Annotated in this window: 17 protein-coding genes; 15 read left to right on the plus strand and 2 right to left on the minus strand. The window is 39.6% G+C overall.

All coding sequences use genetic code 11. The features are described 5' to 3' along the window. Positions 1-50: 50 nt before the first annotated feature. Both FBD94_RS16940 and FBD94_RS16945 read left to right on the plus strand, forming a co-directional pair. Positions 51-1,259: an MFS transporter gene (locus tag FBD94_RS16940; RefSeq protein ID WP_131608639.1), complete on the plus strand. Its 1,209-nt coding sequence runs from the start codon at positions 51-53 to the stop codon at positions 1,257-1,259. Then, positions 1,249-1,752, plus strand: a complete 504-nt coding sequence (locus tag FBD94_RS16945) for an LLM class flavin-dependent oxidoreductase (RefSeq protein WP_235884529.1) — start codon at positions 1,249-1,251, stop codon at positions 1,750-1,752. Before FBD94_RS16940 ends, FBD94_RS16945 begins: the two co-directional genes overlap by 11 nt. On the opposite strand, the gene FBD94_RS16950 is transcribed toward FBD94_RS16945, so the two are convergent. Then, the gene (locus FBD94_RS16950) at positions 1,753-3,171 is read right to left on the minus strand and encodes an SDR family oxidoreductase (protein WP_136881086.1); all 1,419 of its coding nucleotides are present in this window, start codon (positions 3,169-3,171) and stop codon (positions 1,753-1,755) included. It abuts the gene before it with no gap. Positions 3,172-3,251: 80 nt separating this feature from the next. Here FBD94_RS16950 and FBD94_RS16955 point away from each other — a divergent pair, with 80 nt between their 5' ends. The 7 genes from FBD94_RS16955 to FBD94_RS16985 are packed head-to-tail and all read left to right on the plus strand — an operon-like array spanning position 3,252 to position 8,352. Continuing rightward, positions 3,252-3,923: a MarR family winged helix-turn-helix transcriptional regulator gene (locus FBD94_RS16955; protein WP_131608644.1), complete on the plus strand. Its 672-nt coding sequence runs from the start codon at positions 3,252-3,254 to the stop codon at positions 3,921-3,923. 26 nt (positions 3,924-3,949) lie between these two features. Beyond that, positions 3,950-5,458, plus strand: coding sequence for a phytoene desaturase family protein (locus FBD94_RS16960; RefSeq protein WP_136881087.1), 1,509 nt, complete (start codon positions 3,950-3,952; stop codon positions 5,456-5,458). Next, positions 5,442-6,278 (plus strand): phytoene/squalene synthase family protein, encoded by an 837-nt coding sequence (locus FBD94_RS16965; RefSeq protein WP_136881088.1) that lies wholly within the window; start codon positions 5,442-5,444, stop codon positions 6,276-6,278. The genes FBD94_RS16960 and FBD94_RS16965 overlap by 17 nt, the downstream gene beginning before the upstream one ends. Beyond that, a complete protein-coding gene (locus tag FBD94_RS16970) occupies positions 6,275-6,733 on the plus strand; it encodes a hypothetical protein (RefSeq protein WP_205945247.1) in 459 nt (152 codons plus the stop codon). The genes FBD94_RS16965 and FBD94_RS16970 overlap by 4 nt, the downstream gene beginning before the upstream one ends. Positions 6,734-6,743: 10 nt before the next feature. Then, positions 6,744-7,211, plus strand: coding sequence for an SRPBCC family protein (locus FBD94_RS16975; protein WP_136881089.1), 468 nt, complete (start codon positions 6,744-6,746; stop codon positions 7,209-7,211). Between the two features lie 2 nt (positions 7,212-7,213). Further along, positions 7,214-7,669, plus strand: a complete 456-nt coding sequence (locus tag FBD94_RS16980; protein WP_131608648.1) for a sterol desaturase family protein — start codon at positions 7,214-7,216, stop codon at positions 7,667-7,669. After that, on the plus strand, positions 7,669-8,352 hold the full coding sequence (locus FBD94_RS16985) for a lycopene cyclase domain-containing protein (protein ID WP_136881090.1): 684 nt from the start codon (positions 7,669-7,671) through the stop codon (positions 8,350-8,352). Before FBD94_RS16980 ends, FBD94_RS16985 begins: the two co-directional genes overlap by 1 nt. Positions 8,353-8,397: 45 nt before the next feature. Here the strand turns inward: FBD94_RS16985 and FBD94_RS16990 are convergent, their stop codons facing one another. Next, positions 8,398-11,874 (minus strand): gliding motility-associated C-terminal domain-containing protein, encoded by a 3,477-nt coding sequence (locus tag FBD94_RS16990; RefSeq protein ID WP_136881091.1) that lies wholly within the window; start codon positions 11,872-11,874, stop codon positions 8,398-8,400. A gap of 70 nt (positions 11,875-11,944) precedes the next feature. Between FBD94_RS16990 and pepE the strand changes: the two genes are divergently transcribed. The 6 genes from pepE to FBD94_RS17020 all read left to right on the plus strand — a co-directional run bounded on the left by pepE (position 11,945) and on the right by FBD94_RS17020 (position 15,494). After that, a complete protein-coding gene (pepE, locus tag FBD94_RS16995) occupies positions 11,945-12,667 on the plus strand; it encodes a dipeptidase PepE (protein WP_131608651.1) in 723 nt (240 codons plus the stop codon). 313 nt (positions 12,668-12,980) lie between these two features. Continuing rightward, a complete protein-coding gene (locus FBD94_RS17000; protein WP_131608652.1) occupies positions 12,981-13,313 on the plus strand; it encodes a type II toxin-antitoxin system HigB family toxin in 333 nt (110 codons plus the stop codon). 1 nt (position 13,314) lies between these two features. After that, on the plus strand, positions 13,315-13,770 hold the full coding sequence (locus FBD94_RS17005; protein WP_131608653.1) for a helix-turn-helix domain-containing protein: 456 nt from the start codon (positions 13,315-13,317) through the stop codon (positions 13,768-13,770). A 168-nt stretch (positions 13,771-13,938) separates the two neighbouring features. Continuing rightward, entirely contained in the window at positions 13,939-14,586 is a 648-nt protein-coding gene (locus FBD94_RS17010) for a DUF6266 family protein (RefSeq protein WP_136881092.1), read from the plus strand. Between the two features lie 72 nt (positions 14,587-14,658). Then, positions 14,659-15,030 carry a DUF4175 domain-containing protein gene (locus tag FBD94_RS17015; protein WP_136881093.1) on the plus strand — a complete coding sequence of 124 codons (372 nt, stop codon included), beginning with the start codon at positions 14,659-14,661 and terminating at the stop codon, positions 15,028-15,030. Beyond that, entirely contained in the window at positions 14,949-15,494 is a 546-nt protein-coding gene (locus FBD94_RS17020) for a C40 family peptidase (RefSeq protein ID WP_136881094.1), read from the plus strand. The genes FBD94_RS17015 and FBD94_RS17020 overlap by 82 nt, the downstream gene beginning before the upstream one ends. Positions 15,495-15,537: the final 43 nt, after the last annotated feature.

A 15,537-nucleotide genomic window follows, 5' to 3' on the forward strand; every position in this document is an offset into this window, starting at 1 on the left:
ATTTAAAATATCTCTTCCAATTTCCTCTATCTTTGCCGGACTAACTTATTATGTCGCTATTTAAGGATATTTCTAACACCTATAAACAATCTTTTACTGGATTAAGCCGCGAAACCTGGATACTGAGTATTGTAATGCTCATAAACCGAAGCGGATACATGGCAGTCCCCTTCATGGGACTTTTTGTTACACAGTCATTGCATAGACCGGCTTCGGATGCAGGGCTTATCATTACACTTTTCGGACTGGGTTCCATTCTGGGCTCTGCCGCCGGTGGCAAGCTCACTGATGTGGTCGGTTTCCGTCCAGTACAGGTTGTCGCAGCTATAGTTAGTGGCATATTCTTTCTGGTTTTCGCAAATGTCACACATTTTCATACCCTTTGTGTACTTGCTGTTGTAATCAGCTTTTTCTCTGAAGCCTTCCGCCCTGCAAACTTTGCTGCCATTGCTGCTTATGCGAAGCCGGGTTTAGAAACAAGATCCTATTCATTAAACCGCCTTGCTACTAACATCGGATGGGCTGTAGGTGTAAGTATGGGTGGTTTAATTGCTTCTTACGACTACAAAATGTTGTTCTTTGTAGATGGGATAGTAAGCATTATTGCAGGACTCTGTATTCTATGGTTTCTTCCAAAAATCAAGGGTTATCGAAAAGCTATTAAAGAAAAAACCAAAGATCTGGTAGTGAGAAAACCATGGCAAGACCCAGTATTCATCAAATTTATATTACTAAGTACAGTTTTTATCATTTGTGCATTCCTGGTATTTAGAGTGGTCCCTGTGTTTTTTAAGGAAGTATGGAAAATTGATGAGTTTATGATTGGTTTAATCCTGGGGTTAAACGGAATTATCATTGCGTTGTTCGAAATGGTGATGATTCATAAAATCGAGAAAAAACGGTCACCCATATACTTCATCATTGTAGGTGTTTTCTTTATTGCGGCTTGTTTCCTTGTGTTATTATTGCCTTTCAGCCATCCTGTAGTATTAGGTTCCTTGTGTATTGTTTTATTTACCATTGGAGAAATGTTCGCTTTACCTTTCATCAATACGTTTGTGATGAACCGCTCTAATGAGTTTAACCGCGGACTGTATGCTGCAGGATATATGTTGTGCTGGTCTGTAGCTCAAGTTGTTGGCCCTACAGCAGGATTTTTTATCGCAGAAAATTATGGTTATAATATACTTTGGGTGGTTATCAGTGGTATGCTGCTTTGCTGCTCCTACTTATATTATCTAATGAGGAATGAGCAATAGGCTCTTGCGAGAACGCATCTGGTGGGGAGCGGCATCCAATGCCACAGCAGTCTGGGCAGCCGAAAATGGAATGAACCTGCAAAGTTCTACTTTAAAATTCGATGAAAACGGTAAGCCTTTCCATATCCAGCAGGCCGAGCAGATCAGACTTTATAAAGATGCCTGGAAAAAAGCAGGACACGACCGTGATGCCAGGGTTTCGGTAAGCCGTTCTATTTTTGCACTGGTTAACGATCAGGACAGGTATTACTTTGGACAGCAGGGAAAGGGCGCTGATAGCTTTGGCTATATCGAGCCTACTCAACGGGCGGTCTTTGGTAAGAGCTATGCGGCAGAACCCGATCAGCTCATTAGGGAATTGGCTCAGGACGAGGCTATACAGGAAGCGGATACCGTACTTTTGACTATACCGAACACTTTGGGTGTTGATTACAACATCCATGTACTGTCTGCTATTTTGGAGCATGTGGCACCTGCTCTTGGGTGGCGATGATCATGTAATATTCCGCATCATTCCTTTAAAAATAAAAGCATGAAAAGGCAAAACTGCATACCAATATAACCTTCCTGTGAGACCTAAAGGTCGAAAAGTAGCCGTTTGTATAAACCTATTTTCCTTATCTATTTTAAATTCAAGCCAGGCTTCACCAGGTAACTTCATTTCTGCATACAACAGTAGCCGCCTATCCTTTTTATCGGCAAGAATTACTCTCCAGAAATCAATTACACTACCGGTCGATAGTGTATTGGAATTTGTCCTCCCCCTTTGCAATCCCACTCCGCCAAACAACTTATCCAGGAAGCCCCGAATACCCCAAAGCCAATTTGCATAATACCATCCTGTTGCCCCACCTATGGCCCAAACATTTTTCAATACACGTTCCGGGTCATCTACCTTCATTGATCGTACATCTTTAAAACAGCCTTCCTGGGGAACTTCAATGAGTTTTTTAAACCGATCAGGATAAACATATCCATTCATCGCATCCCGCCAGCTGGAGATGACCTGGTTTTGATCTATTTTACCAAAAGCTAATTCGATAGACTGCTCATAGGTAACGGGCTTAATGTTTAACCTTTCTTGCAGATCATTTGGCTTTGCCACCACATCAACCTTCATACTCTCTACCAAACTGCCAGCCAAAGGATAAGAAACTGAAGTCACAAAATATAACCAATAGGAAGAAAGCTTTGGTGTCATTACGGGTATGGTAAAAATCCATCGCTTCAATCCCCTCACTTTAGCGAAACGCAAAAGCATCGCCTTGTAAGTGATCACCTCTGGCCCACCGATATCATATGCTTTATTAAAAACATAATCCTGCATCAGCACACCTTCAAGAAAATGAAGTACATCGCGAATACCTATGGGTTGACAACGTGTATTGATCCATTTAGGTGCAATCATTACAGGGAGTTTCTCTACAAGGTCCCTGATAATTTCAAAACTGGCACTTCCCGAACCCACAATAATGCCTGCCCGTAATGTAGTTAAGGCATACTTATCCGATTGCAAGGCCTCCTCAACACTCAGGCGTGAATTTAAATGTTTCGACAAATGCGCACTATTCACAATTCCACTTAAAAAGATAACTTGTTTTGTAGATGTGCGTTCTATGATGCTTTTAAAATTATTTGCAGTCGACAGCTCGGCTTCAGAAAAATCGCCCTTTGTCGCCGACATGGAATGCATCAGGTAATAGGCTACATCAATAGCTGCGGGTATATGGTCAAGACTTTCCTTGTTCAGGAAATCAACCTCAACAACTTCTAAATCAAACCCCGCATATTTACTTTTATCAAATCGGCTTTTATCCCGAACGCAACAAATCACCTGGTGCCCATTTTCAAGCAAAACAGGCAGCAATCGCTGAGCGATGTAACCAGTCGCTCCTGTTAACAATATCCTCATATCAATTTATTAGTATTTATAATATACTATATTTAGTATTTATAGTATATTTGTGTACTAATATACGCGATTATTTCATTATGAACTATCAATTGATCAAAGAAGTTATTGAGCTCATGGAAAATTTTGAGCTTAGCGCAGAGTCCAAATCTTATACAAAAGATTTGAGCGGCTTCAAACGCTGGATTTATGATGCTGAAAAGGAAGCGCACCATCCCTCCAATGATATCGATTGGGAAGAAAAAGAAAATGGCCGAAGTCCGGATAGCGAGATCAATACCTTAATTGTTCATATGAATAGATATGCAAAAACCTATTCAAGGTCTGCCATACACGATTCGCCCTTCAGCACCCAGGAAGATTTTATATACCTAATTAATCTAAAAGCCTTTGGATCAATGACCAAAATGGAATTGATTAGAAGGAACCTTCAGGAAAAACCTGTAGGTATGCAGATTATCAACCGACTGATTGGGCAAGGCTGGATAGATCAAAGCGATTCTATAGCAGATAAAAGAAGTAAAATCATTTCGATTACCACTAAAGGAATTGATGCACTGGAAGAGATTATGGGTAAAATAAGGCAGGCCAGTCAGATTGTGACTGGAAACCTTAGCGATACGGAGAAAATGCAGTTAATTAAAATACTTCAGAAATTGGATCGCTTTCATCAAGCTATATATGCTAAAAATATAGAGCCCGATCAGCTTATCCCTATCGCTTACAATGATTTTTTATTAAAAAACAATTAAAGCTAGCCCATAAATAAAACTTCTCTATGAAAGCGCCAGATTCAAAAAAGACGATAGCCATAATTGGCGCTGGAATTTCCGGTCTGTCGGCCGCAGCTTATGCCGCTCAGGCTGGTAATGAAGTGCATGTTTACGAAAAGCATGCTCAGCCTGGAGGAAGAGCCAGGCAGTTCAGCACAGAAAATGGCTATGTATTCGATATGGGCCCGAGCTGGTACTGGATGCCCGATATTATTGATAATTTTTTCCTCGATTTTGGTTGTAAAGCAAGTGACTTTTATCAGCTTATTTCTCTTAACCCTCAGTTTGAAATGGTTTTTGAGGATGGACTGCTTACCGTTCCGGAATCTTATGAGGATTTAAAAAAATTGTTTGAGCAGCTAGAAACAGGTGCAGGTAAAAAACTGGATGCCTTCATGAGCGCCGCAAAGTACAAATACGAAGTTGGAATGCAGGATTTTGTGAACAAACCTTGTTATAGTTGGCTGGAGTTTGTCTCCCCTAAAATTGCTGGCAGTGCTTTAAAATTGGATCTGCTGTCAAATTTCAGAAGCTACGTTAGCAAGTATTTTTCACACCCCAAACTAAAAACCTTAATGGAGTTTCCGGTTATTTTTCTGGGCGCTTCTCCGAAAAATATTCCGGCACTTTATAGCTTAATGAACTATGGCGGTTACGCTTTGGGTACCTGGTATCCTATGGGTGGATTTTACCAGTTGGTATTGGGGATGAAAGAAGTAGCAGAAAAGCAAGGTGCGCTTTTCCATTTTAATCAAACCGTAGAAAAGATCGTTACTGATGAAGGTGTTGCCAGCGGGATAGTCGTAAATGGGGAATTTAAAGAGTGTGATGCCATTATTGCCTCTTCAGATTATCATCATACTGAAACACTGCTAAACAGTGAACTGCGTAACTACGATCAAAAGTATTGGAAAAGCCGAACCTTTGCTCCCTCCTGCCTGATTTACTATTTAGGATTTAAAGAAAAGCTTCCCAATCTTAAACACCATACCTTATTTTTTGAAAATGATCTGGATGAACACATTAAGAGCATTTACGAAGAAAAAAAATGGCCTGAAAAACCATTGTTTTATGCTTGCTGTCCATCCCAAACAGATCCTGAGGTAGCACCCGAAGGACATGAGAACGTGTTCCTCCTTATGCCGCTGGCAACCGGACTTAATGACGAGGAAAGTACGCGTGAGCACTATTTTCAGGATATGATTAAACGTTTAGAAAAACACACCGGAGCAAAAGATTTATTATCAAAATTAAATTACAAACGAAGCTATGGTGTGGATGATTTTATCAGCGATTACAATGCTTACGGCGGCAATGCCTATGGCCTGGCCAATACATTATCGCAAACCGCAGTATTGAAACCCGGCATTAAAAACAAGCATTTGTCGAATTTATTTTATACCGGACAGTTGACGGTGCCTGGCCCTGGTGTACCCCCATCCATTATCTCCGGTAAAATAGTAGCAAAAGAAGTAAATAAGCTTAAACAAAAAAGTCGTGAAAAAACTATTTGATGAATTGGCTTACAAGGTAAGCAAAGCGGTTACGGAAAAATATAGCACCAGTTTTTCATTGGGAATTCTGGCGTTAAAACCGTCCATTCGTCATGCCATTTATGCGATCTATGGTTATGTGCGTCTGGCCGACGAAATTGTAGACAGCTTTCATGAGTATGATAAAGCTTGTCTGCTGGAACGTTTTAAATTAGAAACCTGGACTGCCCTGGAAGAGGGTATTTCCCTTAACCCTATTTTACAATCCTTTCAGGACACCGTCAACCATTTTTCCATCGACAAAACCTTAATTGAACAGTTTCTGCATAGTATGCAAATGGATTTGCAGCAAATAGATTACAATTCTGATTTGTATAATGAATACATCTTAGGTTCGGCTGAAGTGGTAGGTTTGATGTGTCTTCAGGTATTTGTAGAGGGTAATAAACAAGCATTTGATAATCTAAAACCTTATGCTATGAAATTAGGCTCAGCCTTTCAAAAAATAAACTTTTTACGGGATTTGAAGGACGATTATTATGTTTTGGGCCGCAGTTATTTCCCCAATATTGATATGAAAACCTTCAACAACAAAATCAAATTGGAAATTGAAAATGAGATTGAAGCAGAGTTTAAAGAAGCATTAATTGGGATAAAAAAGTTACCGGTTTCTTCGAAATTCGGCGTGTACCTGGCTTACAAATATTACCTATCATTGTTTAAAAAAATAAAGAGTACGCCTGCAGATAAAATTATGAACCAAAGGATACGTATTCCAAACAGTCAAAAATTCTCTCTGGCAATGAGCAGCTATGTACAATATAAGATGGCCATACTATGATTTTAAAAAAAGCAATGATTTTGGTTATCTTTTCCCTGCTTGGTATGGCTTGTTATGGGCAAAGTATGGATTTAGAAAGCATTAGGGCCAATTACCAAAAAGCTGTTTCGGACAAAAAACTTTGTCATACCATGATCAAAGGACTGAGTACGGGTACCGAAAGCTCAGTACACCTAACCTACCTGGGTGCATTTCAAATGATATGGGCAAAACACATTATCAATCCAATATCAAAACTCAAGACATTCAATACGGGCAAAAAGAAGATTGAGGCTGCTGTAATGGCCGATCCTATCAATGTAGAAATCAGAATACTGCGGTTATCGATCCAGAAAAACAGTCCTGCATTTTTGGGATACCATAAAAACATTGAGGAGGACCAAAAATTTATTCAAGCCAACAATAAAAATATTACGTCTACGCATTTGAGAAATATGATGGAAGCGCTTATCTAAAAACAAAAAAATGATTTATCAACTTAAAAGAACGCAACAACTGTATTGTGATATGCAAAGTGCCTGGGCTTTCTTTTCTTCCCCACACAATCTTTCGCGTATCACACCCAAAGAAATGGGCTTTGTTGTATTAAGCGATCTACCTGAGGCGGATATATATAAAGGAATGATTATCGATTATACCGTTTCTCCTGTGCTGGGTATTCCGCTGAAATGGCAGACTCAAATTACGGAGGTTAACTACCAAAAAAGCTTTACCGATTTTCAGAAAAAAGGTCCCTACAAGTCATGGAGACATCATCATGAATTTATCCCAAACGAGAAAGGTGTTTTAATGATAGATACAGTAGATTATGAATTGCCATTTGGTATCATTGGCAAGATGGTGCACAGTTTGATGGTAAAGAAAAAATTGGAACATATTTTTGACTACCGTAATCAGGTCTTGGAACAGATATTTATACCGTTAAAACATTAAACATGAATTTCATTATCCTACTGATCACATTTATATTGATGGAGGGTGCCACCTGGTTTATCCATAAGTATATCATGCATGGTCTTTTATGGGTATTGCATCATGACCATCACGACCACAGTACTGAGGGGTCTTTTGAGAAAAATGACTACTTCTTTGTGATTTTTGCTTTACCGGCTATTGCGTTGATCTATTTCGGTTCCCTAAATCAATTTAATTACTTGTTTTACATAGGACTGGCTATTACACTTTACGGAATGGCCTATTTCTTTGTGCATGACATCTTCATTCATCAACGCTTTAAATATCTGGCAAATACCCAAAACCCGTACCTACTGGCAATTCGCAGGGCGCACAAACAACATCATAAACACCTGGGCAAAGAAGAAGGTGAATGCTTTGGTTTTTTGTATGTCCCAATGAAATATTTCAAAATGTATTATAAAAAAAATAAGTAATGAAACCCTACACTTACTTGTTAATTAATTTACTGACCATCAGCATTTGCTTTATTTTCTCCTTTGATAAGAGAATTCAGTTCAATAAGCATTTTCCAGCCTTTCTAAAAGCGAGTATTTTAGTCGCTATCCCTTTTATTGCCTGGGATGTATGGTTTACCGCTCATCAGGTATGGTGGTTCAATACAGATTATACTACAGGCTTGATGCTTTTGGGATTGCCTGTTGAAGAGTGGCTTTTTTTTATCTGTATCCCATTTTCGTGTGTATTTACTTATTTCTGCCTGGACAAATTCTTCAATCTTACCTGGCTAAGTGCCTTTAACAACATCATTGTTTTTGTAAGTATCATCACATGCACAGTTATAGCATTATTGCATTTCGATAAGTCCTACACTTTTGTAACCGCTATAGTCACAGCAGCAACGCTAATTTATCTACATTTTGTAGTAAGAGCAGCCTGGATCGGTCAGGCATCTTTTGTCTTTGCTATTCTGATGCTGGGATTTTTCCCTGTTAATGGTGTTTTGACAGGTACGGGCTTGGAGTCGCCAATTGTGAATTACAATCCGAAGAGTTTCTTAAATATTCGGATCCTTACTATTCCAATAGAAGATGCCGTGTATGGCTATACACAGTTCTTACTCAACATCTACTTATTTAAAATGTTTCAAAAACAATAGTTTAGTCCTACCATTTAATAAAATGCTATTTGTTAATTCCCAGAGTTAACGAACAAGCGTTAAACTACCTTTTAGTAAACCGCAGCCTCTCTTGAGGTCAATAATATAATAATACGTTCCTATTGGCAATTCGCTTCCATCCCCCCTGCCATTAAATGGAGTATGATATCCTGTAGATTCAAATATCTTATGTCCGTAACGATTATAAATGGCTACTTTAGCTTCAGGATAGTTCTGCATTGCCGGTATCAGCCATTCATCATTTACACCGTCGTTATTTGGAGAAATTGCATTAGCGAGCTTGCTTAAGCCGTCATTTTCTATAGTAACCTTACAGCTTGAAGCTATGCTTTCACAGCCGCCCTGTCGTAGCACCACACTAAAACGCTGGCTTTTGCTAACATTTACTTTAAACGAGCCCGTACTATTTTGATCGACAATACTCCCCCCTTCATTGTAAAGCAGATAATTGCCCTTCAGCGGTTGTAGCACCTGGACCACTGCATTACCGGCAGCACAGATTTTTAGATCGTTTACTACCGGTGCAGGCAAGGTTCTACTTTCATCATTAACAGTATAAGAAATTGTTTGCCTGCTGCAAGCCAGTGCATCTCCAATGCTAAGTTGGTATACGCCTGCTTTTATTCCATCCAATACAGCTCCCGATCCTAGTGTACGTCCCCCAGTATCTTTCCATTCATAAAAATAAGGAAGCTGCCCCCCGCTCAAACCCGGCGCGCTGATCTGACCTTTTCCAAGGCCGCATTCGTCGTTGCGTATCCTTTCCATCCCTCTGTTAATGGAAGCCCCCATCACGTTGCCAATACTGTACTGCTGTAAAAAACGCTCACAACCCAGATCATCAATAGCATACAGGTCATATGCCCCAGGTCCCTGATTTTCCAATATCCGGGAATTCCCAACCTTAATACCTGCGTTGTTCTTCCAAAAGCAGGAAGGAGGTTGATCTTTGGTGAATATCGCTTCAATTTTTCCATTGGCCAAACCACAGGTAGCAGCTGTGATAATTTTTGTAGTGGAATAATTCCGGGTAGATTGAGCCAGCTCTATAATGAGTTCTTCGCTGGTTTTAATGCATACTGAGTTAGCGGCAACCAAACGATATTTACCAGCTGGTTGATCTGTTAAGTCTACTGAACTGCCAACAATGCTACCGCCTGCATCCAACCATTGGTAGTCGGTAGCACCGCTTACTGTAATCCCGGTAATCCGGCCATTACTGGTGTTACATGTAGCTTTATCGATTAGCTTATTTACCGTATTGATGGTAATGCCATTAATTTCGGACACCTCGATGGGTGTCGACACTATCGGGGGACAACTACTACCATCCTTTACTTCCAGTGTATACGATCCGGCTGCTACATTTACAAGCTCTTTATTAGTTCCCCGCACTTCCCCAGCCGTATTTCTCCATTTGTAACTTAAGGTTCCTGATCCTGTAACCTGTATATTCTTAATATATCCTGTTGGTGCATTACATGAACTGGCTTTAATGTCTGGTGCTGACTGGTCAATATTGGGGCCAGCAGCATTCACCAGCACATAAGGACCAAAATCTTTAACACAACCGGTTTGGTTTGTAAGCCGTAAAGTATAAGTACCAGGAGGCACATTGGTTAACTCTCTGCTTGTCCCCTTTAGCTCATTATTTTCGTTGAGCCATTGTATGGTCTCAAAACGATTTGGAAAGAGATTTAGAATAGACCCTGCATTTCCACAGGATGGATGGATCAGTTGGGGTGTTCCACTAAAAGCCAGCTGTGGCATATGGTTTTCAATGATGACCCATTCTGATTCTATAATGCAGCCAAACTGATTGGCCCTTAACTTATATTTACCTGCCGGCTGATTCTCCAGATCAAGCGTAGTCCCTACCACCTCTTCCGCTTCATTTAACCATTCTATCTTATCCACATTAACAGTAAAGGCACCTTCAATTTTACCTTTGTTACCATCACAGGTTTGATGAGTTACTGTAAATCTCGGTTCATTGTAAGGAAACATATAGATCCTTGGGTCAGAAAATTCGGAAGTAAGCTGATTTAAAGTTGCCGAAGCCATTACACTTACCCCCGATTCAATTGCTCCATCATACCTCCAATTACCCAATGGATCGGCGGTTACGGTAGCGAAATAGCGCTTTGGCTGACAATTGGTACATTCAGGGTCGGTATAATACAGTTCTACCCGGGCACCTGCTTTTGTCGTCCCCGCAACGTAAGTGGCTGTTTTTTCTTTTAAAAATACCTCCAGAGGTTTGCTAAAAGGTCCCGTGAAACTGTATAAAAAAGGTATTCCCGGGTTGCAATACAAAGTATTGTGGCTCAACTCTACGCTAGATACATTTTCAGCAGAAATAGCAAATAGGTCTTTCGGATAGACCGGAAAAGCACCGGTATTGGTGATCACATTGCCTTCGGATGTAGCCGAACCGCCAACCAGAACCCTCCCGTTCATATCGTAAAACCTGAGGGCTTCAGACTGGATGGGCAAGCTGGTACTCCCTGTGCGCGAGGTTCCAAAGAAATTGCGGTTTATCCTGATATTACAATTATCCAGCCCACGGAAGCTTAAACCTGCACCATAGACATTGTCAGTAACGTCCATATTTATAGTTCCTGTATGGTTTAGCCTGACATCGGCTATAAAGCTATGATAAATAGAATTCCGGGTAACCGTTGCTCCCAGTCGCTCAGCATTCCTATTTGCAGTAAAGATGTTATTCTTGACCAGTACAGCTATATTTTGTGAGATCAGCTGATTTATAACTCCAAAATTGATTTCAACCGATCCATAGAGGAGATTCCCTTCTTCGGCTGTAGGACCTCCTATAATTAAGTTGCGATTTCCATAAGTAAATATTCCGGTCAAAATGCTTGTGACAATATCCAAACCGTTCTCTTTTATGCCAAAAAAGTTATTCTTTAAAGTCAGGTTTGTGATCTCAGCATTACTAGTTCTCCAATTTATGTTAATCCCGTAAACATTATAAATCACATTTCCTTTTCCAGGAGCACCAATGGTCACGTTCTTACTGATCCCGGAAAACTCCAGCGCCCTAATACTCGAGGGTGTTCCAAAAAATATAAATGAGAAATTTCTGATCACCATACCGTAGAGCTCAAATCGCTCTACATTATTAATACTAAAAAGATAATAACGGTACTGTGAATAGACCATGGAAGTCCCATCTAAGATCACCTTTGCATGATTAACAGATGCTTCCTGACCCGTTTGTGTAGATCCATCAATTACGATGTCGGATGTGATTTCGGGAAGCTCCGATAAAATACTTATGGTATGATCAGCAGGAGAAATTCCGGGCAAACTAAAATTGATATAATCAACTTCAGCATTACCATTTGCAGCTGCTTTTGTGAGTGCGGCTCTTAAAGTCCCTACTCCATCATCAGCATTGCTGGTTACTTCAATTGTCTCTGAAAAAGCGATATAGCTTTGACATAGGAGTACAAATATCAGAAATAATCTTAGTTTCAATCTGGAAGCGTTAAATGTAAATTGGCCACTAATTTAACCAGAATTATCTGCATTTTATTAGCTTCGCCATATGAAAAATGTAATTCTAGCCAGTACATCAAGTCTATTTGGTGAAGCTTATCTTGAATATCTGAAATCAGAAGTGGAAATTTTATTTCAAGGGATTTCTGAACTTATTTTTGTACCCTATGCCCGACCAGGTGGTATTAGTCATGATGAATACACGCATAAAGTAGCTGTCTTTTTTGAACCAATTGGGATCAAAGTAAAGGGATTACACCGTTTCGAAGACCCGGCCCATGCATTGAAAAATGCCGAAGCCATTTTTACAGGCGGTGGCAATACGTTTTTATTGGTAAAACAATTGCACGAACAGCGCCTAATGAATGTTTTAAAAGAAGTGGTTGAAAATGGGGTTCCTTATTTAGGTACTAGTGCTGGAAGTAATATAGGAGGCTTAAATATGCAGAACACAAATGACATGCCGATAGTATATCCGCCAACTTTTAATACACTAGGGCTTATTCCTTTTAATCTTAATGCACATTACCTCGATCCTGACCCCAATTCAAAGCACAATGGAGAGACCAGAGAAACCCGGATTAAAGAGTTTCATGTCTTCAATAAGGTACCTGTATTGGGTTTAAGAGAAGGTAGCTGGATTCGCGTAAAGGGAGACAAAATTACTACAGAAGGCATGCTTCCTTCTAGAATATTTCTTCCAGAATTGCCACCCTATGAAATTCAACCTAGAACTGTTTGTGCATTTGAAACCCGTCAAAATCCTTTATAAGGTAGGCTTTATCATTCGAGTTGGGAAATAAACTGTGTCTCTAACCTCTTGGTGGGATAATTTATCATATTTTGGATGGATTTCACAAAATTTTGAGATGGAGCATTACTCCCTTCAGATCAAAATCAGAATATTGCTAACAATTACAATATTTTCTTTAAAACAACAAATTATTTCTTTTTGGTTATCTTTAAATAATTACAGAGGTTTGTAGTGTAACATATTATTAACTGTCCGCAGTTAATAATAATGATAAAATTATCACACCAAAAGTTCACGAAAAGAGAACTAAAACTTATATTTGTATAATTAAATGAAGGTACATTTGATCAAAAAGCGAACGTTAGAAGATTTTGTAATTAAAAACCCAACAAGTAGAGCTCCATTGGATGATTGGACAGAAAAGATAGGACTTGCAGATTGGAGGCACCCCATAAATATAAAAGACACTTTCAATAGTGCTGATATTTTAGGTAAAAATAGCAACAGGGTTGTTTTTGATATTGGTGGCAACAACTTTCGAATGATTTGCAAATATGTATTTGGGGGTAATCAAGTACATCTATTTATTTGTTGGATGGGAGTTCATTCAGCATACGACAAAATATGTAACCAGAATAAACAGTATACGATCAACATATATTAGTATGAAAACAGTAGCATTAAAATATACTATAATAAGAACCAAAAGTCAATATGATGACTATTGCAAACAATTAGAGGTTCTGGTAACTCAAGATATCACTAATGACCTCCAGGATGAAATTGATTTAGTTACCCTATTGATAGAGAAATACGACGAAGACAACAATACTTTTCAAGAATCAGATCCTATATCTCTGCTCCGGTCATTCATGTCAGATCATCATTTAAAACCTCAGGATATGACAATAATTTTAGGAATTAGCAAGGGATATGTTTCAGACATCCTAAATTACAAAAAGGGACTCTCAAAAGAAGTAATTAGAAAGTTAGCCGATTACTTTAAAGTAAGGCAAGAAGCATTTAATAGGCCTTACAAATTAATATCTCCAGCAAATATACATTTGCGGAATGCCAGTGATATGAATACCACCAAAGATTTGCCTTTAGTTATTCATTAGTTAAATTTATCCCCCATCCTTTTCCATACCTCCGGCAATGTGTCGGCAATGTCCGGCAAGCGCCTCCCAAGTGCTAGGAATCTGGTTTTTAACGCAATATGTTTGTCTCGTTGACTTGCAAGAAACAACGAATGAACAGATTTATTAATGTTTTAAAAACCTATTATTATGGGAAAATTATCAAGAGGATTCCTGGGTGGATTCCAGGGACAATTAGGAACAGCATACGGCTGTTTCTGGAGGCTGATGGACTTAGTTAAGGCGATGCCTCGCAAAGTGAAAAGAGCACCAACCGAAAAACAAGAAAAAGTGCAATTGCGTTGGTCGTTAATGACCAGCTTTCTGGCCATGTTTAGTCACATCATCAAGATCGGATTTAAACAAGCAGCCGTAAATGGACAGTCGGCAATGAACGCAGCTGTATCTTACAACCTCAAAAATGCCATTACTGGTGTATCGCCAGACTATACCCTCGATTTTTCTAAACTCATGTTTAGCAAGGGTAAATTGGCTTTACCAAACAAACGTGCAGTGGTAACAGAGAACGATGCTGAGGTACGATTTGAATGGGGTTTAGAAACAACTGGCAATGGTCCGAGTAAACTTACTGACTTGGGAACATTTATAGTCTACAACCCCATCAAGAATCAATATGTAAGTCTGGTTGGGGGAATTCCAAGATCTGCACTGAAATACACCATGCCCATGCCGCTTGAATTTAGTCAAGACAGGGTAGAATGCTACATGATCTTCGCAAGCGAAGACGGTAAAATGGTAAGTGACAGTTCATACATAGGTAACATTCCAATAGTTTAACCGCTTCCTTTTAGGGAAAGAGCAGCCATATGCAAAGCTCTTTCCCAATTAGGAACAAATAAAAAAAAGAACATGAATACGATAGACATAAAAAAGCCAGTGCTTTTACCAGAGTTTAAGCACTTGAGCAATTACCTCTTATTTGGATTGCTGTTGTTACTATGGCTAGCCTTACCAAAACTAATGGGATTTGATGAGACAACAGGCTACATTGACCCTACAATTTGGCTACTGATCGTATTGGCGCTGATCACCTTCTTGGTATTGTTAGCGACCTGCTGGTGGCTACTGCAGCGTTTTTGGATGGCTTTGGGATTGCCCGGTTTAGGGTTAATGGTTTCACAATTTAAATTTTTGGAGTTATGGCAACAGTTAGGATTTTACTTTGCTTGCTTTGCCTTGCTTTTGCTGGCCGGAGTAGGCTGTTTAGCAGCAGTACTGTAGAGCAAGAATCAGATATGTTGATTGCTATTGCACAATCACAAGTTGGGGTTAAAGAAGCAAAGGGCAATAACGACGGTGTTGAAGTAGAAGCTTATTTAGCTGTTGCTGATTTAAAAAAAGGCGAACCCTGGTGTGCAGCTTTCCTGAGCTGGGTTTTTAAACAGGCCGGACATCATCAGCCAAGAACAGGCTGGTCGCCCGCCCTTTTTCCGGAAGACAGAAAGGTTAAAACGCCTTCGCCAGGCCTCGTATTTGGCATCTACTTCCTTACTTTAAAACGCATAGCGCATTGTGTTATAGTAGAGCGGGTTAAAGGATCTTGGGTAACCGGAATTGAGGGGAATACAAACTTGAATGGGTCTAGAGATGGTGATGGGGTTTACAGGAAGCTAAGACATGTAAAAACCATTTATCGCTACGCAAACTGGATGAATAACCATCAAAAGAAAGGACCAGCAAAATGATAAAAAATGTGTCTGAATCTTTAAAGGTATTCCTCCTTATTTC

The organism is Pedobacter hiemivivus (assembly GCF_005144565.1).
Taxonomy (GTDB): domain Bacteria; phylum Bacteroidota; class Bacteroidia; order Sphingobacteriales; family Sphingobacteriaceae; genus Pedobacter; species Pedobacter hiemivivus.